The organism is Bradyrhizobium sp. HKCCYLRH2015 (assembly GCF_051168215.1).
Classification (GTDB): domain Bacteria; phylum Pseudomonadota; class Alphaproteobacteria; order Rhizobiales; family Xanthobacteraceae; genus Bradyrhizobium.
The window spans coordinates 1-24,544 of record NZ_JBNPUO010000019.1; the positions used below are offsets into that span (position 1 = coordinate 1).

Consider the following 24,544-nt stretch of genomic DNA (forward strand, 5'->3'; position numbering starts at 1 on the left):
GTGGTACCTGCCGCCTGCATTTTTTTCGCAGGCGGGCCATGGGTGAGGCCTTCACCCGGCATTCCCTGCGCCCTCCGACCTGTTGAGGGCGACGACGACCGGCAGAGCTCGGGCGAGATACGCCGCGGGAATGCAGGCGTGCGCCAAAATGTAACTGTCGTCCCGGGCAAGCCACGACGGCGCGAAGCGACGGCGTGGTGCCGACCCGGGACCCATAGCCACAGGACGATGTCATTGCACACGATGGGGGACCAGCGTCGTGCTTCAACAGCCGCCGGTGGTTATGGGGCCCTGCGTTCGCAGGGACGGCAGCGGAGAATGCAGGAATACCGCGGATCGCAGCTAAGGGGCAGATCCCAATGCGCGAGCCATCCGGCGTCTGGCAGGCGACGCTTCGCGCAGGCGCCTACGCCTTCGCCGCCTTCGACGCCAGCGCATCGGCCACCGCGGTGCGGATGTCGGCGACCGAGAACGGCTTGGTGATGACGTCGTGAGCGATTGCGCTGAGATTCGACGCCCGCTCGCGCTGATGGGCAAAGCCGGTCATCAGCAGGATGGTCAGGTCGGGAAAATCGCGCGCCGCCGACAGTGCCAGCGCGATGCCGTCCATGATGGGCATCTGGATGTCGGTCAGCAACAGGTCGAAGGCGCCGGCCTCGCGCGTCAGGATGTCGAGTGCCTCGGCACCGTCCTGCGCCGTCACGATCTCATGTCCATCCATGGCAATGGCGCGCGCGACCAAGGTCCGCATCGAATCTTCGTCGTCGGCGATCAGCACGCGCGACATGTCGTTTCGTCTCCGTGTCGTGGGCCCCGCGGGCGACCCACGAGACCGGAACCATCATGCACTGCCGGCGGCGAGATCGCGCCGGTTGAAGAACCGTATATCGATATTGCGGCCTTCGGGAGGGGGCGAGGCGAGCCGCGACTTGAACGTCGTGCGCTCACCGGGCTTGAGCGCGGTCTGCTCGAGCAGGGTGTTCCAGGCGTAGATCTCGGTGCCCTGCGCGTCACGGACGCTGAAGCGCAGCCGCGGCAGGTCGACCGGTTTCTTCGTCAGGCTGACGATCGTCCCCTCGATCACCAGCACCGGCTTGCCGTCGACGGTTTCGGTCGCGACCTTCACGTCCTTGAAGCTCAGGCCGCGCAGGTTCACCTCGAGCCCGACCAGCTTGTAGAACGACGCCGTCTGCGGCAGCAGCCTGACGACGTCGGCGCGCCACACCACCAGCGCAATCGTGAGCGCCGCCATGGCGGCCGTCAGCACCGGCAGGTTCAACAGCCTATTGCCTGGGACATCCGGCAATTTCGGGCGCCTGATGAGCTTGCGGAGACCGGCGAGGCGCGAAGCCCCGCTCTGCACCGGCTGCTCGGCCTCTTCGGTGTCGTCCTCGGGCTCGGCGAGCGCGTCCTCGGGCCAGCCGGCGGCCAGCGGCGGACTTTCCACATCGGGTGTCCGTTCGTCGTCGTCTTCCTGGCGGGCGAGGGCTTCCCACTCGTCGGCGGCGTCACGCGGCGCGGCGGCCGCGCCGGCCTCCGCCATGGCAGGCATGGGGGCGGGCGCCTCGACCGCATCCTCCGGTCGCGCCAGCCAGACCTCCTTGCAACGGGAACAGCGTACGCTGCGGCCGGCCATACCCAGGGTTGCCAAGTCGATGGCATAAGATGTCGTACAATGAGGGCAAACGATGAACATCGCGCCGGTTCTCCAACGGCCATTGCCGCTTTGTTTCCGACAGTTCGTGCTACAAGGACCGCCATGTCGACGAACTTCGGAACTCAATCGCGCCAATGGTACACGGCGACCGTTAACGAACCGGAAACCATAACGGGCGCTCAATCGGGCCATCGTACCGCTGAGCTTGGAGCGTGCGGGTCTGCCGCGCACGCGGTCGAACGGAGCTGACGCTTTGGTTCGGTTCGAAAATGTTGGGCTGCGCTATGGACTGGGGCCGGAGATCCTCCGCGACCTCAGTTTCCAGGTTCCGGCCCATTCCTTCCAGTTTCTCACCGGCCCGTCGGGCGCCGGCAAGACCTCGCTGCTGAAGCTGCTGTTCCTGTCGCTGCGGCCGACCCGCGGCCTGGTCAATCTGTTCGGCTACGACATCTCGCTGCTCAGCAAGGAGGAGATCGCCGATCTGCGCAAGCGCATCGGCATCGTGCTGCAGGATTTCCGGCTGCTCGACCACATGACGACCTACGAGAACGTGGCGCTGCCGTTTCGGGTCATGGGCCGCGACGAGTCGAGCTACCGCAAGGAGGTCATCGACCTCCTGAAATGGGTCGGCCTCGGCGAGCGCATGGATGCGCTGCCGCCGATCCTGTCGGGCGGCGAGAAGCAGCGCGCGGCGATCGCGCGCGCCGTGATCTCGCGGCCGCAGCTGCTGCTCGCGGACGAGCCGACCGGCAACGTCGATCCGACACTGGGTCGCCGCCTTCTGCGGCTATTCATCGAGCTGAACCGCTCGGGCACGGCGGTGATCATCGCAACCCATGACATCACGCTGATGGACCAATACGAGGCCCGCCGGCTGGTGCTGCATCAGGGACGATTGCACATCTATGAGTAGCGTAGACGATCGCGGCCTTCTGGTCGATCTCGGCGACGACCGCCCGCAACTGCCGGCGCAGGCCCGCATCGTGTCGCCGATCGTGCCGCGCGCCTCGATCGCGGGCCGCGCGCTGGTCGCCGTGGTCGCGATCATGACCTTCCTGGCCTCGATCACGACCGGCGGCGTGCTGCTGGTCAGCGAGTCCGCGGCCGAGTGGCAGTCGGAGGTGGCGAGCGAGATCACGGTCCAGGTCCGTCCCAAGACCGGCCGCGACATCGAGCGTGACATTGCCCTGGTGACGGACGCGATGCGGGGGCAGTCGGGCATCGTCGAGGTCCGGCCCTTCACCAAGGAGGAATCCAGCAAGCTGCTGGAGCCGTGGCTCGGCAGCGGCCTGTCGTTCGACGAGCTTCCGGTGCCGCGCGTGATCATTGCGCGCGTCCAGCCCGGCACCAGCTTCGATCTCAACGCCCTGCGCACCCGCGTGACCCAGGTTGCGCCGACCGCCAGCGTGGACGACCATCGCGCCTGGATCGAGCGGATGCGCTCGATGACCGGCGCGACCCTGTTTGCAGGCTTCGGCATCCTCGTGCTGGTGATCGCGGCCACCATCATCTCGGTGTCGTTCGCGACCCGCGGCGCGATGGCCGCGAACCGGCCGATCGTCGAGGTGCTGCACTTCGTCGGCGCCGGTGACCGCTACATCGCCAATCACTTCCTGCGGCACTTCCTGCAGCTCGGACTGGAGGGGGGCGTGATCGGCGGCGGCCTTGCGATGCTCGGATTCGGGTTCTCGGAGTCGATCGCCAACTGGTTCTCCGGCACCCCCGTCGGCGATCAGTTCGCGGCGTTGCTGGGGACGTTCTCGCTGCGCCCGCTCGGCTATGTCGCGATCGCGCTGCAGGCCGTGGTGATCGCCGCGGTGACCGGCTGGGCCGCACGCCGGACCCTGTTCACGACGCTGGCGAGCATCGACTGATGGCGGCTTCTATCCCCAGCCGTCTCGTTGCGGATTTCACTTGGCCCGAAAACCGCCTAAAATCGTCTGCGCCGGGATGAGGCAGGACGGGGTGAGCTGGGTCACGAACACGGCGGAGATCGCGCGCCAGGATTGGCGGCGAGCGAACGTGATCGGGAGGCCGGCGAAACCTGCCTGCGTTCCCGGACTTGAACGACGGGATCGCGCGACGGCATGGCGCCGCGCGCAGGCAGGCAAGGACAAGCCAGGCGTTGCATGGAGCCGGAGACCGACCATAGCAGGCGAAAGCTGCCGCTCACCGTGGCGGTGTGGCGGACGGTCGCGGGTGCCGTGGCGACGCTCGGGGTCGGCTTCTTCGTCGCGGCGGTCGGTTTCGTCGGCTTCCTCTCGCAATTGCGGGGCGCCGAGATCCAGCCCGAGCGCAAGGCGGACGGAATCGTGGTCCTGACCGGCGGCTCGTCACGCGTATCGGACGCGGTGGAACTCCTGGCGGGAGGCTATGGCCGGCGGCTGCTGATCTCCGGCGTGCACCCGACCAACGAGGCCAGCGACATCACCCGGTCGCTGCCCGAGGCGCGATCGTTCATCAACTGCTGCGTCGATCTGGATTATTCCGCGATCAACACCCGCAGCAACGCCGCGCAGACGCGGCGATGGGCCAGCGAGCGCGGCTTCAAGTCGCTGATCGTGGTGACGTCGAACTATCACATGCCGCGGGCCATCGTTGAACTGTCGCATGCGATGCCGGGCATGGATCTCATTCCCTATGCCGTCGTCGGCGAGAAATGGCGCGACGAGCCGTGGTGGACCAGCGCGCCGACGGTGCGACTTCTGCTGTCCGAATACGCCAAATATGTCGCCGCCGAGATGCGGCTGCGGCTGGCCGATCTCGGCCTCGATCTCGTGCCCGAGGTCGATCCGCCAACCGGCTCGGTGTCGCGCCGACCGACGACGGCGCAAGCCAATTGAACTGGGTTTCTGATGGTCTCGATCTTCCTTCGTTCGCTGCTGTTCAACATCCTGTTCTACCCGAACTTCGTGCTCTGGGCGCTGATCGCGTTGCCGACCCTGGCGATGCCCCGCAAGGCGCTGCTGCGCGTCGCCAACTGGTGGGCGCAGAGCAACATCGTGTTGATGCGCGTCGTCTGCAACATCCGCGTCGAATATCGCGGCGTCGAGAAGATCCCGAAGGGGCCGCTGATCGTCGCCGCCAAGCATCAGTCGATGTGGGAGACGATCTCGCTGCTGCATTTCTTCGATGCGCCATTCTTCGTTCTCAAGCGCGAGCTGCTGCGCATTCCCTTGTTCGGACAGTATCTCGTCAAGGCGGACATGATCGCGATCGACCGCAGCTCCGGCGCCCGCGCGTTGAAGCAGGTGATGCGGCGGGCGGCGGAGGAGGTGAAGCATGGCCGTCAGTTCGTGATCTTCCCGGAAGGCACCCGGCGCCCGGCGGGCGCACCGCCGGACTACAAGGGCGGCGTCGGTTTGATCTACACGGATTGCGGCGTACCCTGCCTGCCGGTGGCCCTGAATTCGGGTTTGTTTTGGCCACGCCGCACATTTCTGCGCTATCCGGGCACGCTCGTCGTGGAGTTTCTCGATCCGCTGCCGCCTGGCCTGCCGCGCGATGAGTTCATGGCGCGGATTCAGGGTGTCATCGAAGAGGCGACCGGCCGGCTCGTCGCCGCGGGGCAAGCGGAACAGGCGCAGTTGTTTGGCGGGGTGCGGGCGCCGGTGAAGGCTTGAGGGCTATGTCTTGCCTGGCGCAGGATGCAGCGAGTGGCCGTCATCGTGCAGCATCGTCGCCAGCCGATGCAACTGCGTGTCGCGAAAGCCCTGCGCCTCGATCGCCTTCACGGTCGAGATCACGTAGTCGCGATTGGCGCCGGACTGGCCGTGACCCTGGCGCACATGGCGCAACTGCTCCTGCGGCGACAGCCGGCCTGCATATTGCACATGGCCGCGATCGACCACATAGACCAATGCGCTCACCCGCTCGCGCGCGTCGTTCTCCAGCCACACGGAGCGCGTCACTTCGCGATAGACCGACGTCACCTGCTCACGCGCCCGCAAATAGGCGATGGTCTCGTCGCGCTTGTCTGCTGCCACCCGAAACGCAATGCCGCGACACGCGCCGCCGCGATCGAGCCCGAGCACGAGGCCCGGTTTTTCCGGCGTTCCGCGATGGACGAACGAATAGACACACAGCGCGCGATGCTCGCCGATCAGCCGCGCCGGCACCTGCTCGAGAAAGGCGAATCCGGGCCGCCACATCAGCGAGCCGTAGCCGAAGACCCAGAGGTCGCCGTGGGGAAGGTCGCGTTCGGAGAGGGTCATTGCGGACATCAATGCGGAGGCCTAAGTGTGGTGCTCGCGAATTGTTAATTTAGATACACAATCCGTGATCGCCGAATTGCCAAAATTGCTGCCCAAAGGGTGTCCTGCATGTCTCGTTTGCCGCAACCGCCGCGCAGGCGCTCTCGCTTGGGGCTTTTCATCGCTCCCATCCTGCTCCTGATCGCCGCTGTTGCGTGGAGCGCATTCTGGTTCTTCGCCGCTTCGCAAGTGGATGTCCAGGCCGACGCCTGGCGTGCCCGCGAGGCGAAGTCCGGCCGCGTCTATGATTGCGCGAAGCGCTCGGTCGCCGGCTTCCCGTTCCGGCTCGAGGTCCGCTGCACGGATCCGAGCGTGGCGCTGTTCTCGCAGGCCGCCGGCACGCCCTTGATGAATGCGAAGCTCGACGAGATCCTCGTCGTCGCGCAAGTGTGGGATCCGAAGCGGATCATCGCGGAGTTCAAGGGGCCAGCGATGATTGCCGACGGACGCGGACCGACCTCGTTCTCCGTGAACTGGCGCGTCGGCGAGGCCAGCGTCCGCGGCCTCCCGGGACCGCCGCAGCGTGCCGATCTCGTGTTCGAGCAACCGACCATCGACCGCATCGAGGGCAACACCGCCGTGCCTGCCGCGCGCGCCGATCATGCCGAATTGCACGGCCGTCTCGCCGACGGCACGCCGTCCGATCATCCGGTGCTGGAGACTGCGCTCCAGATCGAAAACGGCAGCATTCAGGGCGGTCATCCTCTGCTGGCCGAGCCGTTCAATTCGGACATCCAGGCCCGCGTCACCGGGCTCAAGGACTTCCGGCCCAAACCCTGGCCGGAGCGGTTTCGCGAGATCCAGTCGGCCGGCGGTCATGTCGAGATCGTCCAGTCGCGCATCCAGCAGGGCGAGTTGCTCGCCGTTGCCTCGGGCACGCTCAGCCTGACCGTCAACGGCAACATCGATGGTGAGGTGCAGATGACGGTCGCCGGGATCGAAAAGGTCATCCCGGCGCTCGGCCTCGACAAGATGCTCGAGAACGGCGTGCCGCAGGGAACGCTTGACCGCGTGGCGCCCGGTGTGAAGTCGCAGGACGTCAACAACCTGCTCGGAGCGCTCGACCGCGCCATTCCCGGCCTCGGAAAGGTCGTCAAGCAGAACGCCAATGTCGGCGTCGCACTTGGCATCAATGCGCTCGGCAAGGAGGCCACCCTCGAAGGCCGCAAGGCGCGGACCTTCCCGCTGCGGTTCTCCGATGGCGTCGTCGTGCTCGGTCCGTTCAAGGTCGCCCGCGTCCCTCCGCTGTTCTGACCTCAGTTCTTCTTCAACTGCGGCAGCGGCCGGCCGAAATCCGGCGCCGCCGAATCCTGGCCGATATCGACGATGCCGCGGCGGATCGCGCGCGTGCGGGTGAAGTGATCGAACAGCGCCTCGCCGTCGCCGCGCCGGATCGCCCGCGTCAGCTTCGACAGGTCCTCGGTGAAGGTGCCAAGCATGTCGAGCACGGCATCCTTGTTGCTCAGGAAGATGTCGCGCCACATCGTCGGATCGGAGGCGGCGATGCGGGTGAAGTCGCGGAAGCCGCCGGCGGAGAATTTGATCACTTCGGACTCGGTCACCTGCGCCAGCTCGTCGGCGGTGCCGACGATGGTGTAGGCGATCAGATGCGGCAGGTGGCTGGTGATCGCGAGCACGCGGTCGTGATGGTCCGGCGTCATGATCTCGACCTTGGCGCCGAGCGCCGTCCAGAACGCACGCAGACGATCGATCGCGCCGGCATCGACGCCGTCGGGCGGCGTCAGGATGCACCAGCGGTTGATGAACAGCTCGGCGAAGCCGGAATCGGGGCCGGAATTCTCGGTGCCGGCCACGGGATGGGCCGGCACGAAGTGGACGTTCGCCGGAAGATGCGGCGCCATGTCGCGCACGATCGCGCCTTTCACCGAGCCAACGTCGGAGACGACGGCGCCCGGCTTCAGATGCGGCGCGATCTCGGCCGCAACCGGACCGCAGGCGCCGACGGGAATGCAGAGGATGACGAGATCGGCGTCTTTGACCGCCTCTTCATTGCTCGCGACGACGCGGTCGACGACGCCGAGCTCGGCGACACGCGCGCGCGTCTTCTCCGAGCGCGCCGTGGTGACGATCTCGCCGGCCACGCCCTGCAGCCGCGCCGCGCGCGCGATCGAGCCGCCGATCAGGCCGAAGCCGATCAGCGCGACGCGTTCGAATCGCCCCGCGACGCTCATGTCGCCCTCATGAATTCGCTGAGAGCCTCCACGACTAGACGATTGGCCTCCTCGGTGCCGATCGTCATGCGCAACGCGTTCGGCAGCTTGTAGTTGGCGAGCGCGCGCAGCACGAGGCCGCGCCGGGTCAGGAATTCGTCGGCCTCGACCGCGGTCTTGCCCTTGTCGGTCGGGAAGTGGATCAGGATGAAATTGGTGACACTCGGCGTCACCTTCAGCCCAAGCTTGCCGATCTCCTCGGTCAGCCAGTTGCGCCACGTTTCCGTGTGCGTCTTCGACATCTGCTGATGCGCGGTGTCCTCGATCGCGGCGACCGCCGCGAGCATCGCCGGCGAGGAAACGTTGAACGGCCCGCGGATGCGGTTGATCGCATCGACGATATGCGCCGGGCCGAACATCCAGCCAACGCGGAGCGCCGCGAGCCCGTGGATCTTCGAGAACGTATGGGTGACCACGGTGTTCTCGGTCGTGGCGACCAGCTCGAGCCCGAACTCATAGTCGTTGCGCGAGACGTAATCGGCATAGGCGGCGTCGAGCACCAGCACGACCTGCGACGGCAGGCCGGCGCGCAGCCGCTTGACCTCGTCGAACGGGATGTAGGTGCCGGTCGGGTTGTTCGGGTTGGCGAGCCAGACCAGCTTGGTGCGCGGCGTCACCGCGGCAAGGATGGCGTCGACGTCGGTGCGATACTCCGTCTCCGCGGCAACCACGTTCCTGGCGCCGCAGGCCATGGTCGCGATCGGATAGACCAGGAAGCCGTGCGCGGTGGAGATCGCCTCGTCGCCTTGGCCGAGAAAGGTGTGTGCCAGCAGATTGAGGATCTCGTCGGAGCCGGCGCCGCAGACGATGCGGTCGGGATCGAGGCCGTAGGTGCGGCCGATTGCCTGGCGCAGCACCCGTGAAGTCCCTTCCGGATAATCTTCCAGGTGAGTGGCCGCACTCTTGAATGCCTCGATCGCCCTCGGCGAGGGGCCGAACGGGGTCTCATTGGCCGACAGTTTGAAAACCTTGCGGCCCGGCTCCGGCTGGGGACTCTTGCCCGGTGTATAGGGCGCGATATCGAGGATGCCGGGGTTCGGCACGGGGCGGTTCATCGTCAACTCCGGAAAATCATCACTGGCGCGGGGCGTCTCAGCTCGGAACCGTATAGCGTTTCGCATGGCCGCCGACGAGGGCGGCGGAGCGTACCGAGGCGCCCGCCGCGATCAGGGCAGCCCTGATCTTGTCGAGGTTCGACGGCGACTCGATCGATACCAGCAGTGCGGCGCCGTCGAAGGCGGTATCGGGCACCGCGATGACGTCGGCGAGCGGCGACAGCGCCCGCGACACCTGCGCATTCCAGCCGGAGACGCGGATGCTCCAGGTCTCGACCTCGAGCACCAGCGCATCGTCGGCGACGCGCGACACCGCGAACACCGGCAGCGCGGCGGGATGGTCGGCGCGCTCGATGAACGGCATCCGCGCGATGATCTTTGGCGCGCCCACGGGCTCGAGCGTGATCCACCACGGCGTATGGCCGGAGGTCGTCGACACCAGCGCGAGATCGCCCTTCGAGCGCGCCACAGCCTCGACCGCGGCTTGCGCGCTGAAATGCGGCACGTAGGGCACCACGAATCCGAAATGGAACCGGGCGGAATCGCGCATCGCGGATTCGCCGACCGACACGTCGGCGTGAACCGAGAACGGCGCCTGCACATAGGTGAAGGTCGAGACGATCACGCGCCAGATCCCCTCGACGGTGTCGAGCGGCAGGATGCCGCGATGGCGCTGCACCAGGCGGCGCATCATGTCGGCCTCGCGCGCGGGCCTGAACGCCGAGCCGACCTCCTGGGTCTTCTTGACCTTGATCAGCCGGTCGATGATGTCGGCCCTGTTCATCAGCAACTGATGGACCTGCTCATCGATGGCATCGATCTCCTTGCGCAGATCGGCGAGCGAGGGCGGGGCGGGCGGCGGGTTCGACATGGTCCGTGTCACTCTTCGCGAGGCCACGGGAAAACCTGCGGCCAAAGGAACGGATGCCGTTCTCTCCGATGCCGCGGACCTGCGCAACAGCAAGTTTACCTTGCGCCATCCAGGCTTGGCTGACCTGCGGCGGAGCGCCCGACCAACGGTCAACCCCAGCTTGCCTTGACGAATAGCGCCCGCGGGACTAGTTTCTGCCCGTTCCGTGGTCATTTGAGCCGGCCGGCTTGCAGCCACGTTAAAAAACTCGCTAAACAGGCCGGGGACGTTATCGATCCCGGCCGAACCCCAGTTCAGGCCGGGTTTTTCATGGCCTGATGTGTCACGTGGTTCGGGAGCCCTGGCCGGATGGCTGGGGTGAGAGACATGACAGGTCTGACGCCGAAGTCCAAATCTGCGACGTCCAAATCTGCGACGCCTACATCCGCGTTGCGCACGGTCGCGCCCGACGAGCGCTCGCACGAGGTCGATCATCCGAGCTCGCCGGTGGCGCAGTTCGGCGCCGACAAGCCGCTCAGGCTCGAGTGCGGCGTCGACCTGTCGCCGTTCCAGATCGCCTACCAGACCTACGGCGAGCTCAATGCCGACCGGTCGAACGCGGTGCTGGTCTGCCACGCGCTGACCGGCGACCAGCACGTCGCCAACCGCCATCCCGTCACCGGCAAGCCCGGCTGGTGGGAGACGCTGGTCGGCCCCGGCCGCCCGCTCGATCCCGGCCGCTATTTCATCATCTGCTCCAACGTGATCGGCGGCTGCATGGGCTCGACCGGGCCGGCCTCGCTGAACCCCGCCACCGGCAAGGTGTGGGGGCTCGATTTCCCGATCATCACCATCCCCGACATGGTCCGCGCGCAGGCGATGCTGATCGACCATCTCGGCATCGACACGCTGTTCGCCGTGGTCGGCGGCTCGATGGGCGGCATGCAGGCGCTGCAATGGACGGTGGCCTATCCGCAGCGCGTGTTCGCCAATCTCGCGATCGCCTGCGCGACGCGCCACTCGGCGCAGAACATCGCCTTCCACGAGCTCGGCCGCCAGGCGGTGATGGCCGATCCCGACTGGGATCACGGCCGTTACGCCGACAAGGGCACGCATCCGCATCGCGGCCTGGCTGTGGCGCGCATGGCTGCGCACATCACCTACCTCTCCGACGCCGCCTTGCATCGCAAGTTCGGCCGCCGCATGCAGGACCGCGAGCTGCCGACGTTCTCCTTCGACGCCGATTTCCAGGTCGAGAGCTACCTGCGCTACCAGGGATCGTCCTTCGTCGAGCGCTTTGACGCCAACTCCTATCTCTATCTGACGCGGGCGATGGATTATTTCGACATCGCCGGCGACCATGACGGCGTGCTGGCGGCGGCGTTTCGCGGCATCAAGACCCGTTTTTGCGTGGTGTCGTTCACCAGCGACTGGCTGTTTCCGACTGCGGAGTCGCGCGCGCTGGTGCATGCGCTCAACGCCTCCAGCGCGCGGGTGTCGTTCGCCGAGATCGAGACCGACCGGGGCCACGACGCGTTCCTGCTCGATGTCCCCGAGTTCTTCGAGATCGCCAGCGCGTTTCTCGATTCCGCCGGCAAGGCGCGCGGGCTTGCCCATGCGAAGGGAGACTGAGCCATGAGCATGCAGGGTGTGCTGCCGCTGAACGGCTTCACTGGCGGCGAGGTGCTGGCCTATCGGCCTGATCATCTGCTGGTCGCCGGCATGGTCGAGCGCGGCTCCAAGGTGCTCGACATCGGCTGCGGCGATGGCGATCTGCTGCAACTGCTGGAAAGCCGCGGCATCGACGGCCGCGGCATCGAGCTGTCCCGCGAGGGCGTCAACCATTGCGTCGCCAAGGGGCTCGCGGTGGTGCAGGGCGACGCCGATACGGATCTCGTCGATTATCCGGACGACGCGTTCGACTACGTGATTCTCTCGCAGACCCTGCAGGCGACGCGGCAGCCCAAGGTCGTGCTGGAGAACCTGCTGCGCATCGGCCGCCGCGCCATCGTCACCTTTCCGAATTTCGGCTTCTGGCGGCTGCGGCTGCAGTTGCTGGTCGGTGGCCACATGCCGCGCACCGACAATCTGCCCTTCACCTGGTACGACACGCCGAACATTCATTTCTGCACCATCAAGGACTTCGTGCAGCTCTGCGACGAGATCGGCGTCAAGATGGAGCGCGCCGTCGCCCTCGATAGTTACGGCCGTCCCCTGCGCGTCGCCATGCCCTGGTGGTTCTGGAACATGTTCGGCGAGCAGGGGGTGTTTCTGCTGAGCAGGGGTGAGCGGCGGTAGGGAACCGAGCGCAGCCCCGGGGTGCTGCCGAAGTTTGGTCCTCGCTCTCTCCCCACGTCATGGCCGGGCTTGTCCCGGCCATCCACGTCTTGCAGTATGACGACATGGCGAGCGGCTACGTGTATTTCATGACCAATCGTCCGAATGGCACGCTGTACGTCGGTGTGACCAGTGATCTCGTGCGCCGGGTGTATCAGCACCGATCTGGCCTCGTCGACGGCTTCACTAAGCGATATGGTTTGAAGCGGCTCGTTTACTTCGAAGTCTTCGACGACATTCAGAGCGCGATCCAGCGCAGCACAACATCAAGCATTGGTCACGTGCCTGGAAGGTCGGGCTGATCATTGCAACTAATCCAGATTGGGACGATCTCTTCGATACGATCACAATGTAAATCGTATTTGCGGAGCGACGTGGATGGCCGGGACAAGCCCGGCCATGACGAGCTTAGGGTTGGCGGTTTCCACTTTTCAAAGAGCGGTTAGTCTGAGACATGCTGCCTTATCCTCGCGGCGCATCCGCGCCCGAGCTTTGCGTCACGCGTCGCCTCCGGATAACGCAGAGGCGCAGGGAAGGCCGGATGCTGGCCGCACCCATGGCCCGCCTGCGGAAAAATGCAGGCGGCAGGAACCACAGGTACGAGCCGGAACACCCGGCCTTCCCTGCGCGATGGTTGAACGGCTGCTTCGCGTTCTCCCCGGTGCGCCGGCTTTCTGGCCACCGTCGTCCGCGTGATGCAGAGCACCACAACGAACTTGACATCAGCGTCGGGATGCCAGGACCGCGCGACTTGACCGTGCGCATCGGAATTGTTCGTCCGCGCGGGCAATCCCACGCGCAATCCGACACGCCCATCGCATCCCACACTCAGCGTTCGTGACGACCGCGATACGCCGCTCTTGCTGTGAGGCGGGACGCGCGGAAATCTGCGCCTGAGTTGCCCGACGGCGCAAGGACTTTCGTGCGACGAACTAACACGACGGGCAATTCGTGCATGAGCGTCATGCGCGATCTGCCCGTCGTGCGGACATCACGCGCATTCTCCCTGTCACCAACATCACGCGGCGTTGGCAGGTCGATCCCGGACTCTCCGAACCGATGCGCCGCGTTTAATCATCGCTGATGGACGCGGCTCAAGGCTCGCCGAGACCGCGAGCCAAGCACAAACATTGATTTGGCCGCGGTTCGATGCCACCTTTCGCGATCTCCGACACTTCTTCTCTTCAGGAACGTGAGGCGATCTGGGATGCGCGTCCTGCTGTCGGAAGGATCAGGTCTCACGTCGCGTCAGGTCGCCGGGCGCCTCGGCGCGCTCGGACATGAGGTCGAGATCCTGTCCTCGACGCGGATCTGCCTGTCGCGCTTCACCCGGCATGTGCGGGCTGTTCACGCCGTGCCGCGGTTCGGACGCGATCCGTTCGGATGGCTCGCCGCGGCAGAACGCATTGCAGCCGAGCGAAAGGTCGATCTGCTGTTTCCGACGCAGGAACAGGTGACGGTGCTCTCGGCAAGATTGCCGCAGCTCCGGGTCGCGACGATCGTGCCGCCGTTCAAAAGTCTCGCGCGGGTTCAGGACAAGATATCGGCCTTTCATACGCTCGAGGCCGCCGGAGTGCCACAGCCGCCCACGACGATGGTCTCGCGGATCGAGGATCTCCGTGACGTCGCAGCCTATCCCGTTTTTCTGAAGCGCCCCGTCAGCACGGCAAGCTCGGGCGTCCGCAGGGCGCGAAACGCCGCCGAGCTCAATGCAGCCGCGCGCGAGCTTGGACTTGGTGACGGCTCGGCGTTGATTGTCCAGTCCGAGGTGGCAGGGCCGCTCGCAATGGTGCAGGCCGTTGCCAACCGCGGCCGGCTGGTCGCGCATCATGCCTGCCTTCGCGTGCGCGAGGGCGTCGGTGGCGGAGCGTCGCTGAAGCAGAGCATCGTGCTGCCCGGTCTGGCCGTCATGCTGTCGCGGCTGGTCGCGTTGCTGGATTGGCGCGGTGGGCTGTCGATGGATGTGATCATCGCCGATGGCGGACCGGTCATCATTGATGTCAATCCCCGGCTGGTCGAACCTGCCAACGCCTTCGCGGCGGGTGTGGATCTCGTTGCGGCGATGATCGATGCGGCCATTGGTGCTGCGACTGGGGAATGTCCGGCCGGGGCCGCCGGCGTGCGGACCCGCCAGACGCTGCTGGCGATCCTTGGCGCCGCCGAGCAGACGGGGGCGCGGATCGCGGTGTTGCGCGAAGCGATCGATGCGATTGCGGCACGCGGCGACTACGCCGGATCAACCGAGGAACTGACGCCAGTCGCGGGCGATCCGCTTGCGCTCGTTCCCGTCATCGCTGCGCTCGGCGCGTCGCTGATCCGCCCGTCGCTATGGCGCAAATTCCATAGCGGCGCCGTTGGTCCCTACGCAGTCACGCCGGAGGCGTGGGCAGAGATTCTGGCTGCGGCGGCTTGATAGCGCAGACCGCCGCGGTGATCCGGCGAGGATTGCGCGTCTTCAATCCCTCTGGACTTAACTCATTCACACGGTGGTCGCATATCTAATGACAACTAACGTGACGGGCAGTTCGTGCATGAAGCTCATGCGCAAACTGCCCGTCGTACAACGTCTGATGCGGCTTGGTCGCTGCTGCCTCGTCGGCAATCTACAGCAAGCCGACCTTGTGCATCATGTCGCGGATCTGCGCCGGACTGGGATCACCGGCGGCCGGGCTCGACCACTCGCCGGTCGTCGTTGCCGGGCCCCTGGCAACCGAGCCGGATCCGTTGGGCTTGCCATTGGGCGCCTGCGGCGCCAGCGTCGGAGACGTCGCGGCGTTCGGCGCTTCGCCGCGCGCCAGTCCCAGCAGACGACGAAGGACGTCGAGCGATGGATCGGCCGCGGGCGCGGAGGCAACGCTCGCCTCCAGGCCGAGGGCGCGCATCGCATTCGGCAGTCCGGCTCCGGCACGATTGGGGTCGCCGAACTGCAGCGGCGTCGACGTCTCCTTCAGGATCTGGAACAGCCGCTCCACACGCCGCGCGTCGCGTGTCGCGAAGGGACCCTTGAAGTCGGGATGATGCGCCAGCACCAGCGCGGCAAGGCCGGTGACGTGCGGCGTCGCCATCGAGGTGCCGTCCCACGCCCCGAAGCCATCGGCCGGCAGCGAGGACACGATGCCGACGCCCGGCGCGCAGACGTCGATCTCCGGCCCGAAGCAGCTGAACTTCGCCGGAAAATATCCGTCGCTGCTGCGGAAGCCGTCCAGCGCCTGCTGGGCGTGGAAGCTGTCCTCGGGAAACTCGCCCCATTTGCCCATCGCGGCGACCGACAGGCAATGCGGCGTCGAGCCGGGAAACTGGACCGGCCCCGACGAATTTCCCGCGGCGACGATACAGGCGAGGCCCATCTGCTTGGCCCGCAGGATCCGCTCCTCGATGATCTGCGACGGCTCGCCGCCGCCCAGGCTCATGTTGGCGACGTCGATGCCATTCTCCATGCAGTAGTCGAGCGCCGAGACGAGATCGCTGAACCGGCCGCCCGGGAAGATCCGGCAGACATGGATTTCGGCCGCCGGAGCGAAGCCGCGAATGCCGCCGCCGCTGCCGACCGGCCCGCCGGCGATGATCCCGGCGCAATGCGAGCCGTGACCGATGGTATCGATGGTCCAGCTCGCGGGATCATTGCCGACGATGCTCTTGCCGATCGTGACGCCGTGCAGATTGCGATGGGTTGGTGCTGCGCCGGAATCGATCACGGCGATCTTCACGCCCGCGCCATTGTAGGCGAGGGGAACGCGATCGAGGCCCATCGCGCGCTGGCCCCATCCCAGCAATTGCTGGCCGGGAAAGCCGCGCAGATAGGCGCCCAGCGTCTTCGCGGCAATGCGATTCACGCTGTCGGGCGTCAGTTGCGGACGATCGAGCCAGAAGGTCCAGTAATCGACCCGTGGCTTGATCAGGATCGAGCGGATGGTGTCGGGCGTCTCGCCCTGAATCTTGAGCGTGACGCGGCCGCTGGCGTCGGTGACGCCCTGCACCGGCCACACGCTGCCGAACACATAGACTTCCGTCTCGGGCAACGGTCCGCTCTCGCCGATGACTTCGATCGTCGTCGAGAAGCCGTCGGCCAGGGGAATGAGAACGCCGGGATTGGGAAGCTGGTGCGGCGCCGGAGTCTGCGGAACGGTCGGATCGAGCATGTAGGTGAGCGGCGCATCGCGCTCGACCGCGAGCCGCGCTCCCGCCTGGGCCTTGAGCAATTCGGCCTTGTCGGGCGTCATGCGGGCCAGCACCATGGGGCCGAGCGGCGCCTGTCCCGGGTCGGCGCTCTGGAATCCAAGCAGCCGCGGCGGCTGGATCGTCTTCACCACGTCGATGTCGGGAGTGTTTGTCAGTTGCTGGACGATGAAGTCGGCGCTGAAGGTCGCAAGCCCCGTCTGCTGGCGCGGGGCCAGGATGTACTGCGCCCGCCGCTGCGAGATCGTTGCGCCGGGTTGCCCCGTCGCTGGCGCCGCCTTGCCGCCGTCGCTGCGACCGGCCCCTTGCGCGACAGGGGCTGCCGCGGCGGTCACCCGTGCTGCTGCTGCGGCCTGCGGTGCGGTTTCGGCTGACGGCTGCTCCGCTCCGGGTTGTGCTCCGGTGCCGTTGACGGCCGTGCCGGCCGCGTCTTTCTGATCCGAGATTTCAGGTTTGCTTCGTGCGGCCATCTGCGGGCTCCTTCATCCTCGCTCGTGACATCGTCGGGGGCGCGGCTGGAGTCAGCCGGCGCCAAAGGGTTTCAGTGGAGCGTTCGGCTCGACCACGATCGTGCTGAAAGTCGATCGGAGGCGATCGGCCTGGCTCTTCGTCATCGACAGGATGACGACGTCGGGGGCGACCTGACCGATGCGCTTCACGCCGGGCTCGCGGCTCAGATGATCAGCAAGCTGGCCGGACTTGACCGGCTCGCCCTGCACGATGAATTCCTGCTCCGAGTTCGGATCCGCCATGCGTCGCTCCCTCCATGTCAGCTCGGCGGTGGGCGGACTGATCGTGCGCCCACCGCCTCACTTGCTTGGACCTGCGTCGTGAACGTCGCGGGTCACGGTTTCAGATCGACTAGTGCATCGTGCCCGCGGGCTGGCCGGCGCTGAAGATGCCGAGCGTGTGCCCGATGTTGAGGCCGGTCTGCGCGCCCTGTCCGATCTTCTTGAGCACGCTCCAGAAGCCCTGCAGCTCCATGTCGGTCGGCTGCGCGGCCGCGGCGGCCTGCGGCCCGGTGCTGAAGATGCCGAGGTTGTGGCCGACATCGAGGCCGGTCTGGACGCCCTGTCCGATCTTCTTCAGCACGCTCCAGAAGCTCTGCAGCTCCATGTCGGTCGGCTGTGCGGCCGCCGCCGGCTGGCTCGGCTGGCCGGCGCTGAAGATGCCGAGGTTGTGGCCGACGTCGAGGCCGGTCTGGACGCCCTGTCCGATCTTCTTCAGCACGCTCCAGAAGCTCTGCAGCTCCATGTCGGTCGGCTGCGCCGCGGCGGTTGCGGCCTGCGGACCGGCGCTGAAGATGCCGAGGTTGTGGCCGACATCGAGGCCGGTCTGAACGCCCTGTCCGATCTTCTTGAGCACGCTCCAGAAGCCCTGCAGCTCCATGTCGGTCGGCTGCGCCGCGGCGGGTGCGGCCTGCGGACCGGCGCTGAAGATGCCGAGGTTGTGGCCGACATTGAGGCCGGTCTGGACGCCCTGTCCGATCTTCTTGAGCACGCTCCAGAAGCCCTGCAGCTCCATGTCGGTCGGCTGCGCCGCGGCGGGTGCGGCCTGCGGACCGACGCTGAAGATGCCGAGGTTGTGGCCGACATCGAGGCCGGTCTGGACGCCCTGACCGATCTTCTTGAGCACGCTCCAGAAGCCCTGCAGCTCCATGTCGGTCGGCTGTGTGGCGGCGGGGGCCGCCTGCGGACCGGCGCTGAAGATGCCGAGGTTGTGGCCGACGTTGAGTCCGGTCTGGACGCCCTGTCCGACCTTCTTGAGCACGCTCCAGAAGCCCTGCAATTCCATGTCCGACGGCTGCTCGGTGCCGGGGCCGACCGAGAACGGCGCGAACCCGCCGGCGATTCCGCCGATGGCGCCGCCAAAGTCGCGGCCGGTCTTACCGCCGATCAGGCGTCCGATCGCTTGTCCGGCGAACCTGCCGAGAACGGAGCCGAAGATCCCTTCGGGATTCAATTGACCATAGTCTTCAGTCGACTGCTGCATGCCACTCATGTTGAGTCTCCTCGCTCGTTGTCTGATCTTCGAGCGGCGCGCCGCTTGACCTCATCAGGAGTAGTTGCTGCGCGACGTCGATCGAGGGCGATGTTGCGCGTGTGGCCGTGATGCAAGTGTCAAGCAGGGCGTGAAAGTGCCGTCAAAATCGATCGTGTGTGGAACGCATGGAGCAAGGTCGCGCCGATCGTCAGACGCGGAGCATGCGCCTGATCTCACGCTGCAGGGATTCGGTTTCGCTCTCCGGCGTGGCGCCGACCTGCTTGCGCAGGATGGTGCGGCAGAAGTCATATTGACGCAGGGCGTCGGCACGGCGGCCCTGCTGCGCGTAGCAGCGCATCAAGGTGCGGTGGACGTCCTCCTGCAGCGGATCGGCGGCCAGCACACGCAATGAGAACGTCGTGGCGATCTCCACATGTTCCCGGCCGCCGACGTCGAGTAGACCCGCGATCGCCCGGATCGCTCGCGTCTTCAAGCGTTGACGCTCGGCGGAGAGCCACGCCTCGAACGCGCAAGACGTCGAGCTGATGCCGTCGAGCAACTCGCCGCGGAACAGCGCGGCGGCGCGGGCCATGGTCTCCAGATCGCCGAGTTGCAGCAGCAGCTCGAACTCCTGCACGTCGGTGGTGACGGCGTTCGGATGGATGCGGATGTCGTCGCGCTCCGCCGAGATGACGTCGGCGCATTGCGGCAGCACCCGGCGCAGCGTCAACAGCGCCTGGCGCAGGTTTGCGCGCGCATTGTCGCCGAAGCGGCCTTCCCACAGGAGCGCGGCAAGCTTGCTGCGTGAAATGCCGTGCGGAGAGGTGAGGGCGAGATAGCCCAGGAGCGTTGCCGCCTTGCGGCTTGGAATGACGACCTGCTCGCCCGAGACCCGTCTGATTTCAAGACCGCCAAACAGATTGATACGCAGCAAACTCATTGTCTCTCTCCTCTGAATGGCGACTCGCTGCGATCGGCGCCGGGCCTGCAGAAGTCGAGCTTCTCGTGCGATGAGATTGAGCGGCTGCAGCCGGATCAGGTCTGCACGGTCGTCGCCCAAAGGCGAGCCGCCACGCTGTCGTTTTCATCGTCGAAATGAGATCGGCAATGCAGTTAAGTCTGTCCGCGCAACGTTCGGTTCAATCTTGGATTGTATGACGGAGCGAGACTGTGCCTCGTGACTTGCAGTATGCACCCCATCGTGTCCAGTGTGGGCGAAGTCGGAACTGTGCGCTGTGAGCTGCGGCACACTCGAGGACCGACACGATCATGCTGTATCAGCAGCCATGGCAAACGAGATTGGAATTGTTCCGATGAGATCGTTCCGCAAGGAACTTTGGTTCCAGACGCCGGGCCGGCGGGCCTTCATCAACATCACGCGTGAGGTCGAGGCGGCGCTGAAGGAGAGCGGCGTGCGCGAGGGCCTCGTGCTCGTCAACGCCATGCACATCACGGCGTCGGTCTTCATCAATGACGACGAGAGCGGGCTGCATCACGACTATGAGCAATGGCTGGAGGAACTCGCCCCGCACGAGCCGGTGGCGGGCTATCGCCACAACCGCACCGGCGAGGACAATGCCGACGCCCACATGAAGCGCCAGATCATGGGCCGCGAGGTCGTGGTCGCGATCACGCAAGCCAAGCTCGACTTTGGCCCGTGGGAGCAGATCTTCTACGGCGAGTTCGACGGCGGGCGGCGCAAACGCGTGCTGATCAAGATCATCGGCGAGTAGGAGGACGCCGGAGCTTTCGGGCGTCATTGCGAGGAGCGCAAGCGACGAAGCAATCCAGGGGCCACGCGTGACGCCGTTCCGTATGGCCCCTGGATCGCTTCGCTGGCGCTCGCGATGACGGAGGAGGGTGGGGAGCCTCGGCTGTCATGCCCGCGCAAGCGGGCATCCAGTACGCCGCGGCCTCTCGGAGGACACAGCGACCGGCGTGGCGAGAGCGCGACTCGAGCCTCGGCTGTCGCGCTTGCCAGCACTCCGTGGTGTGACGATCCCTGTTGGATTAGGCCGCAGATGATGCGCGCGCTCTCTCGCCCGCGAACACCGCCTTGATCTCGGCTGCGACCTTCGGCGTGTTCTCGTCGAGCACGAAGTGTCCCGCGTCGAGCCACACCAGCTTTACGTCGGCGAGGTCGTTGAGATAGGCGCGGGCGCCGGGCGGGATGAAGAACGGATCGTGCTGGCCCCAGACGATCAGCGTCTTCGGGCTGTGGGCGCGGAAGGCCGCCTGCCACTCCGGATAGCGCGCGACGTTGGTCTTGTAGTTCTCCAGCAGATCGAGCTGGTAGTCCTGCGTGCCCGGACGGTCGAGCAGCGCCTGGTCGAGAGTCCAGTTGTCGGGATTGACGGCTTCAGGATCCTTGGCGCCGACCAGCCATTGGAACTTGGTGCCGTCGAGGCTCAGCAGCTCGCGAGCAGGCGCCTCGGTCTCCGGCGTGCGCGTCTCCCACAACGGCAGCAGCACCTTCTTCGGCGCCTCGCCGACCCCCTCCATATAGGCATTGGTATTCTGGAGGATGAAGCCTCTCACGCGCTCCGGCCGCTGCGTGAACAGGCGGAAGCCGACCGGCCCGCCATAGTCCTGCATGTAGAGAATGTAGGACTCGAGCCCGAGCACGTCGACGAGACCCGCGACATGCCGGGCGAGGTTGTCGAAGGTGTAGTCGAACTCTGCACGCGACGGCGCGTCGGAATGGCCGAATCCGATGTAGTCGGGCGCTACCAGATGGAAGCGATCGGCGAGCGCGGGGATCAGGTCGCGGAACATCTGGCTGCTGGTCGGCAGGCCATGCAGCAGCAGGATCGTCGGCGCCGTCGGGTCGCCGGCCTCGCGGTAGAAGACGTTGCGGCCGTGGACGGTCGCGGTTCGGAAGCGGGTCTGGGTGGTCATGGGGAAGCTCCTGGTCTCGGGCGGTCGGGACTCGTTGGCCGCCCGTCACCCTGGTTCTATGCCTTCCAAAATCGGGCGCGAGTCGCTAGATTCGAGAAGAGGCCTCCCATTTTTTGGAAAGATACGTTGGATCGTCTGGACGCCATGGCGGTGCTGTTGGCCGCAGCCGAGGCCGGGAGTCTGTCGAAGGCCAGCCGGACGCTCGGGCTGCCGCTCGCGACGGTCAGCCGCAAGGTGGCCGAGCTCGAAGCGCATCTGAAGGCTTCGCTTCTGATCCGCTCGGCGAAGGGCCTGGAGCTGACGCCGGCGGGTCGGTCCTATGTCGCAGCGGCGCGCGCGATCCTGGAACAGGTCGCCGAGGCCGAGCGTGTCGCCAGCGGCGAATATTCCGAGCCCAAGGGCGATCTCGTGGTGACGGCGCCGATCATGTTCGGCCGGCTGCATGCGCTGCCTGTGGTGACGCGCTTCCTTGGCGCCTTTCCGGACGTGGCGGTCGATCTCGTGATGACCGATCGTGTCGCGCACTTTCTCGACGACCAGGTCGACGTCGCCCTGCGCATCGGCCAGTTGCCGGATTCGAGTTTGATCGCCACCCGGCTCGGCAGCGTCCGCCACGTCATCTGCGCCAGCCCGGATTATCTCGCCGCCAATGGCTGCCCGGCGCGGCCGGAGGATCTGGCACGGCACGGCGTGATCTCGTTCCAGAGCGTGTCGGTGCCCGGCACCTGGCCGTTCGAAGTCGACGGCGCCGAGATCCCCGCCAGCTTCCGCGCGCGCCTTGGCGTCAACACGATCGATGCGGCGATCGAAGCCGGCCTGTCGGGAGCGGGCTTGGTGCGGGCGTTGTCCTATCAAGTCGTCGATCATGTCCGCAGCGGCCGACTTCAGCTCGTGCTCGAAGCCTTCGAACCGGCGCCGCGCCCGGTGCATCTCGTCTATGACGGCCAGACCCGGCTGCCGCTGAAGCTGCGCGCCTTCGTCGACTTCGCCGTGCCGCTGCTGCGGCAGCGGCTGGAGGAGGCGGCGATCTGAGGGACGTCTGGACGCACAGTGGCTGCTGCAAAACACGCTGTCATCGCCCGGCTTGACCGTGCGATCCAGTGCGCGGGCAATGACAGATGTAGTCGGAGCAGCAGCATGCCTCCTTATCCTGCCATCGACCTTGGATCGCGCGGTCCCCAGCGGCCGGCCTCGACCAGGGCGATAAAGCGCTCGACGGATGCGTTGAACAGCGCCGGCTCCTCCAGGTTCAACACATGTCCGGACTTCGGGAAGAACGTTAGCCCGGACGCCGGCAGATGCTGCTTGAGAAACAAACTCGGCGCGATGCAGGCGTCGTCCTCGTCGCCGCAGATGATCAGGGCCGGGGTTGTAACGCGGCGGATGGCGTCCGTCATGGTGTAGATCGATGGCCTGCTGCCCTGGAAGCCGCGCATGGTGTTGGCCGAGCCACGCGCGTCGTGGCGGGCGAGCGCGGCGTAGAAGTCGGCATGGCCGCGCGGGTCCTTGATGAGGAAGGGAATGCGGCCGGGGGCCTCGCGGGTGACCTTGGCGGTCTCGGCCGAGCCGAGCGTCTCGAACTGCTCGGCGGTGGCGCGGCACTGGGCGCGGAAGGCCTCGAGATGCTCGAGGCTGGAGCCCGAGCCGACGCCGGCCAGCACCATCGAGCGGATGCGATCCGGTGCGTTCAGTGCCACCTGCAGCGCGGAGTACGAGCCCATCGACAGGCCGACGAAATGGGCGCTGTCGATGCCGAGGTGGTCGAGCACGGCGATCGCGTCGGTGTAGAAATGCACGTGGCTATAGGCGTCGGGCGCGGCCGGCACGTCCGAGGGCGTGTAGCCGCGCGCGGAGTAGGCGATGCAGCGGTGGCGCCGCGCGAAGTAGCGCAGTTGCGGCTCCCAATTGGTGTGGTCGGCGGCGAACTCGTGCAGGAAGATCAGCGGCGTGCCCACGCCGACCTCTTCAAAATAGAGGCGAACGCCATCTTTGGCCGTTGCATGGGGCATCGTCAGCTCCTCCCGTGTCGCGTGCCTGATGATGACGAGTCGCGCGATACGCGACAACGTCCCGATCGACGGCCTTGTTTTCGCCGTAACATAGACTCGGAATCACCCTCTCGTCGCCAGGCTTTTGCCGTCGATGGTCATGGTTTCGTCACAGCGCAACATTTTACGGACCTCCGCTGGCGGCTTGCAGAGGGGCCGCGCTGAGGACCAGGGGGTGCCAAGTCAGGGTACTGGGGGAAGTAACAGAAGGATTGAGTATGGTTGTGTCTACCCTTCGCCGGTCGCTTCACATCGTTGCGCTGACCATGGGTGCGGCAGTCGTCGCCGTCACCGCAACACCGGCATCGGCCCGTCCGCATCACGGCTCGGGGCATCATGCCCACCGCAGCCACGGCGGCCATCACTACGCAAGGCATCATCACCACCGGCGTTCCGTCGCCCGGCTGTCGCGCTGGGAGCGCGGCGTGGCGCGGGTGCAGGTGAGCGGCGTTGCCGATGCGCAGGCCAGCGTCATGATGCCGGGCACGGCGTCCGACGGCATGGCCTCGTCCGGCGGCTTCGGTGGCGGCAGCAGCGTCGTCTCCGCGGCGCGCAGCTACATCGGCAGCGGCAATCCGACCGGCCGGCGCAGCCTGTGGTGCGCGCGCTTCATGAACATGGTGCTGGAGCGCACCGGCCATCGCGGCACCGGCTCCGACATGGCGCGCTCGTTTGCGAGCTATGGCCAGCGCGTCTCCGGCCCGCAGGTCGGCGCGATCGCGGTGATGAGCCGCCGCGGCGGCGGTCATGTCGGCGTGGTCTCGGGCGTCGATGCCCAGGGCAATCCGATCGTCATCTCCGGCAACAACGGCAACCGCGTCCGCGAGAGCGCGGTGTCGCGCGGCCGCGTGTATGCCTATGTGATGCCGAACTGAGAGCTTCGGCCTTTGAACTCATGAGATGAGCCCTCGCGGCTCGCGCGGTCCGCGCCTCCCCCGCGTGCGGGGGAGGTCGCATCGCATCGAAGATGCGATGCGGGTGGGGGAACTCTCTCCCACGAGGATTTTCGCGTGGGGTTGCCCCCACCCCAGCCCTCCCCCGCACGCGGGAGAGGGG

23 protein-coding genes, 1 pseudogene and 1 riboswitch are annotated in these 24,544 nt (G+C 66.3%); of the genes and pseudogenes, 12 read left to right on the forward strand and 12 right to left on the reverse strand.

Annotation, left to right across the window (positions count from 1 at the left end):
- Nucleotides 1–406 precede the first annotated feature (406 nt).
- Together ACQR1H_RS32760 and ACQR1H_RS32765 are read right to left on the reverse strand one after the other, a co-directional pair.
- Nucleotides 407–787 carry a response regulator gene (locus ACQR1H_RS32760; RefSeq protein WP_315805711.1) on the reverse strand — a complete coding sequence of 127 codons (381 nt, stop codon included), beginning with the start codon at nucleotides 785–787 and terminating at the stop codon, nucleotides 407–409.
- Between the two features lie 54 nt (nucleotides 788–841).
- Entirely contained in the window at nucleotides 842–1,696 is an 855-nt protein-coding gene (locus ACQR1H_RS32765; RefSeq protein WP_434908791.1) for an MJ0042-type zinc finger domain-containing protein, read from the reverse strand.
- A 214-nt stretch (nucleotides 1,697–1,910) separates the two neighbouring features.
- Between ACQR1H_RS32765 and ftsE the strand changes: the two genes are divergently transcribed.
- From ftsE to ACQR1H_RS32785, 4 genes are all read left to right on the forward strand, one after another.
- Complete coding sequence (gene ftsE / locus ACQR1H_RS32770) at nucleotides 1,911–2,570, forward strand: cell division ATP-binding protein FtsE (RefSeq protein ID WP_315805713.1); 660 nt, start codon at nucleotides 1,911–1,913, stop codon at nucleotides 2,568–2,570.
- The gene (locus ACQR1H_RS32775; RefSeq protein ID WP_315805714.1) at nucleotides 2,563–3,531 is read left to right on the forward strand and encodes a cell division protein FtsX; all 969 of its coding nucleotides are present in this window, start codon (nucleotides 2,563–2,565) and stop codon (nucleotides 3,529–3,531) included. Before ftsE ends, ACQR1H_RS32775 begins: the two co-directional genes overlap by 8 nt.
- 255 nt (nucleotides 3,532–3,786) lie before the next feature.
- Complete coding sequence (locus ACQR1H_RS32780; RefSeq protein WP_434908784.1) at nucleotides 3,787–4,500, forward strand: YdcF family protein; 714 nt, start codon at nucleotides 3,787–3,789, stop codon at nucleotides 4,498–4,500.
- 12 nt (nucleotides 4,501–4,512) lie between these two features.
- The gene (locus ACQR1H_RS32785; protein ID WP_315805716.1) at nucleotides 4,513–5,280 is read left to right on the forward strand and encodes a lysophospholipid acyltransferase family protein; all 768 of its coding nucleotides are present in this window, start codon (nucleotides 4,513–4,515) and stop codon (nucleotides 5,278–5,280) included.
- 3 nt (nucleotides 5,281–5,283) lie between these two features.
- Here ACQR1H_RS32785 and ACQR1H_RS32790 read toward each other — a convergent pair whose 3' ends face one another.
- Nucleotides 5,284–5,880, reverse strand: a complete 597-nt coding sequence (locus tag ACQR1H_RS32790; RefSeq protein WP_434908785.1) for a gamma-glutamylcyclotransferase — start codon at nucleotides 5,878–5,880, stop codon at nucleotides 5,284–5,286.
- 99 nt (nucleotides 5,881–5,979) lie between these two features.
- Between ACQR1H_RS32790 and ACQR1H_RS32795 the strand changes: the two genes are divergently transcribed.
- The gene (locus ACQR1H_RS32795; RefSeq protein ID WP_434908786.1) at nucleotides 5,980–7,164 is read left to right on the forward strand and encodes a DUF2125 domain-containing protein; all 1,185 of its coding nucleotides are present in this window, start codon (nucleotides 5,980–5,982) and stop codon (nucleotides 7,162–7,164) included.
- Nucleotides 7,165–7,166: 2 nt separating this feature from the next.
- Here ACQR1H_RS32795 and ACQR1H_RS32800 read toward each other — a convergent pair whose 3' ends face one another.
- Genes ACQR1H_RS32800 through ACQR1H_RS32810 form a run of 3 tightly spaced genes read right to left on the reverse strand, consistent with a single transcriptional unit; the run spans nucleotide 7,167 to nucleotide 10,067 of the window.
- On the reverse strand, nucleotides 7,167–8,102 hold the full coding sequence (locus ACQR1H_RS32800) for a prephenate/arogenate dehydrogenase family protein (RefSeq protein ID WP_315805719.1): 936 nt from the start codon (nucleotides 8,100–8,102) through the stop codon (nucleotides 7,167–7,169).
- Complete coding sequence (gene hisC, locus ACQR1H_RS32805) at nucleotides 8,099–9,196, reverse strand: histidinol-phosphate transaminase (RefSeq protein ID WP_315805720.1); 1,098 nt, start codon at nucleotides 9,194–9,196, stop codon at nucleotides 8,099–8,101. The genes ACQR1H_RS32800 and hisC overlap by 4 nt, the downstream gene beginning before the upstream one ends.
- Before the next feature lie 37 nt (nucleotides 9,197–9,233).
- On the reverse strand, nucleotides 9,234–10,067 hold the full coding sequence (locus tag ACQR1H_RS32810; RefSeq protein WP_315805721.1) for a chorismate mutase: 834 nt from the start codon (nucleotides 10,065–10,067) through the stop codon (nucleotides 9,234–9,236).
- Nucleotides 10,068–10,262: 195 nt separating this feature from the next.
- Nucleotides 10,263–10,342, forward strand: a riboswitch (SAM riboswitch).
- A gap of 82 nt (nucleotides 10,343–10,424) precedes the next feature.
- Between ACQR1H_RS32810 and metX the strand changes: the two genes are divergently transcribed.
- The 4 genes and pseudogenes from metX (at nucleotide 10,425) to ACQR1H_RS32830 (ending at nucleotide 14,796) form a co-directional block, all read left to right on the forward strand.
- Nucleotides 10,425–11,678, forward strand: coding sequence for a homoserine O-acetyltransferase MetX (metX, locus tag ACQR1H_RS32815; protein ID WP_434908787.1), 1,254 nt, complete (start codon nucleotides 10,425–10,427; stop codon nucleotides 11,676–11,678).
- A gap of 3 nt (nucleotides 11,679–11,681) precedes the next feature.
- Nucleotides 11,682–12,344: a methionine biosynthesis protein MetW gene (metW, locus tag ACQR1H_RS32820; protein ID WP_316183684.1), complete on the forward strand. Its 663-nt coding sequence runs from the start codon at nucleotides 11,682–11,684 to the stop codon at nucleotides 12,342–12,344.
- A 59-nt stretch (nucleotides 12,345–12,403) separates the two neighbouring features.
- Nucleotides 12,404–12,738: pseudogene (locus tag ACQR1H_RS32825) on the forward strand (GIY-YIG nuclease family protein).
- 852 nt (nucleotides 12,739–13,590) lie between these two features.
- The gene (locus tag ACQR1H_RS32830; protein WP_315802884.1) at nucleotides 13,591–14,796 is read left to right on the forward strand and encodes an ATP-grasp domain-containing protein; all 1,206 of its coding nucleotides are present in this window, start codon (nucleotides 13,591–13,593) and stop codon (nucleotides 14,794–14,796) included.
- A gap of 190 nt (nucleotides 14,797–14,986) precedes the next feature.
- Here ACQR1H_RS32830 and ACQR1H_RS32835 read toward each other — a convergent pair whose 3' ends face one another.
- The 4 genes from ACQR1H_RS32835 to ACQR1H_RS32850 all read right to left on the reverse strand — a co-directional run bounded on the left by ACQR1H_RS32835 (nucleotide 14,987) and on the right by ACQR1H_RS32850 (nucleotide 19,482).
- Nucleotides 14,987–17,029, reverse strand: a complete 2,043-nt coding sequence (locus ACQR1H_RS32835; protein ID WP_315802885.1) for a S8 family serine peptidase — start codon at nucleotides 17,027–17,029, stop codon at nucleotides 14,987–14,989.
- 51 nt (nucleotides 17,030–17,080) lie between these two features.
- On the reverse strand, nucleotides 17,081–17,311 hold the full coding sequence (locus ACQR1H_RS32840) for a hypothetical protein (protein ID WP_315802886.1): 231 nt from the start codon (nucleotides 17,309–17,311) through the stop codon (nucleotides 17,081–17,083).
- 109 nt (nucleotides 17,312–17,420) lie between these two features.
- Entirely contained in the window at nucleotides 17,421–18,560 is a 1,140-nt protein-coding gene (locus ACQR1H_RS32845; RefSeq protein WP_434908788.1) for a hypothetical protein, read from the reverse strand.
- Between the two features lie 190 nt (nucleotides 18,561–18,750).
- Complete coding sequence (locus ACQR1H_RS32850; RefSeq protein ID WP_316216126.1) at nucleotides 18,751–19,482, reverse strand: AfsR/SARP family transcriptional regulator; 732 nt, start codon at nucleotides 19,480–19,482, stop codon at nucleotides 18,751–18,753.
- 373 nt (nucleotides 19,483–19,855) lie between these two features.
- On the opposite strand from ACQR1H_RS32850, the gene ACQR1H_RS32855 reads away from it, so the two are divergent.
- Nucleotides 19,856–20,275, forward strand: a complete 420-nt coding sequence (locus ACQR1H_RS32855; protein ID WP_315802889.1) for a secondary thiamine-phosphate synthase enzyme YjbQ — start codon at nucleotides 19,856–19,858, stop codon at nucleotides 20,273–20,275.
- Nucleotides 20,276–20,552: 277 nt separating this feature from the next.
- Here ACQR1H_RS32855 and ACQR1H_RS32860 read toward each other — a convergent pair whose 3' ends face one another.
- Nucleotides 20,553–21,440 carry an alpha/beta fold hydrolase gene (locus ACQR1H_RS32860; RefSeq protein WP_315802890.1) on the reverse strand — a complete coding sequence of 296 codons (888 nt, stop codon included), beginning with the start codon at nucleotides 21,438–21,440 and terminating at the stop codon, nucleotides 20,553–20,555.
- A 126-nt stretch (nucleotides 21,441–21,566) separates the two neighbouring features.
- Here ACQR1H_RS32860 and ACQR1H_RS32865 point away from each other — a divergent pair, with 126 nt between their 5' ends.
- The gene (locus ACQR1H_RS32865) at nucleotides 21,567–22,472 is read left to right on the forward strand and encodes a LysR family transcriptional regulator (protein WP_315802891.1); all 906 of its coding nucleotides are present in this window, start codon (nucleotides 21,567–21,569) and stop codon (nucleotides 22,470–22,472) included.
- A 113-nt stretch (nucleotides 22,473–22,585) separates the two neighbouring features.
- Here the strand turns inward: ACQR1H_RS32865 and ACQR1H_RS32870 are convergent, their stop codons facing one another.
- Nucleotides 22,586–23,449 carry an alpha/beta fold hydrolase gene (locus ACQR1H_RS32870; RefSeq protein ID WP_315802892.1) on the reverse strand — a complete coding sequence of 288 codons (864 nt, stop codon included), beginning with the start codon at nucleotides 23,447–23,449 and terminating at the stop codon, nucleotides 22,586–22,588.
- A 257-nt stretch (nucleotides 23,450–23,706) separates the two neighbouring features.
- Between ACQR1H_RS32870 and ACQR1H_RS32875 the strand changes: the two genes are divergently transcribed.
- Complete coding sequence (locus ACQR1H_RS32875) at nucleotides 23,707–24,363, forward strand: TIGR02594 family protein (RefSeq protein WP_316180475.1); 657 nt, start codon at nucleotides 23,707–23,709, stop codon at nucleotides 24,361–24,363.
- The last annotated feature ends 181 nt before the right edge of the window (nucleotides 24,364–24,544 follow it).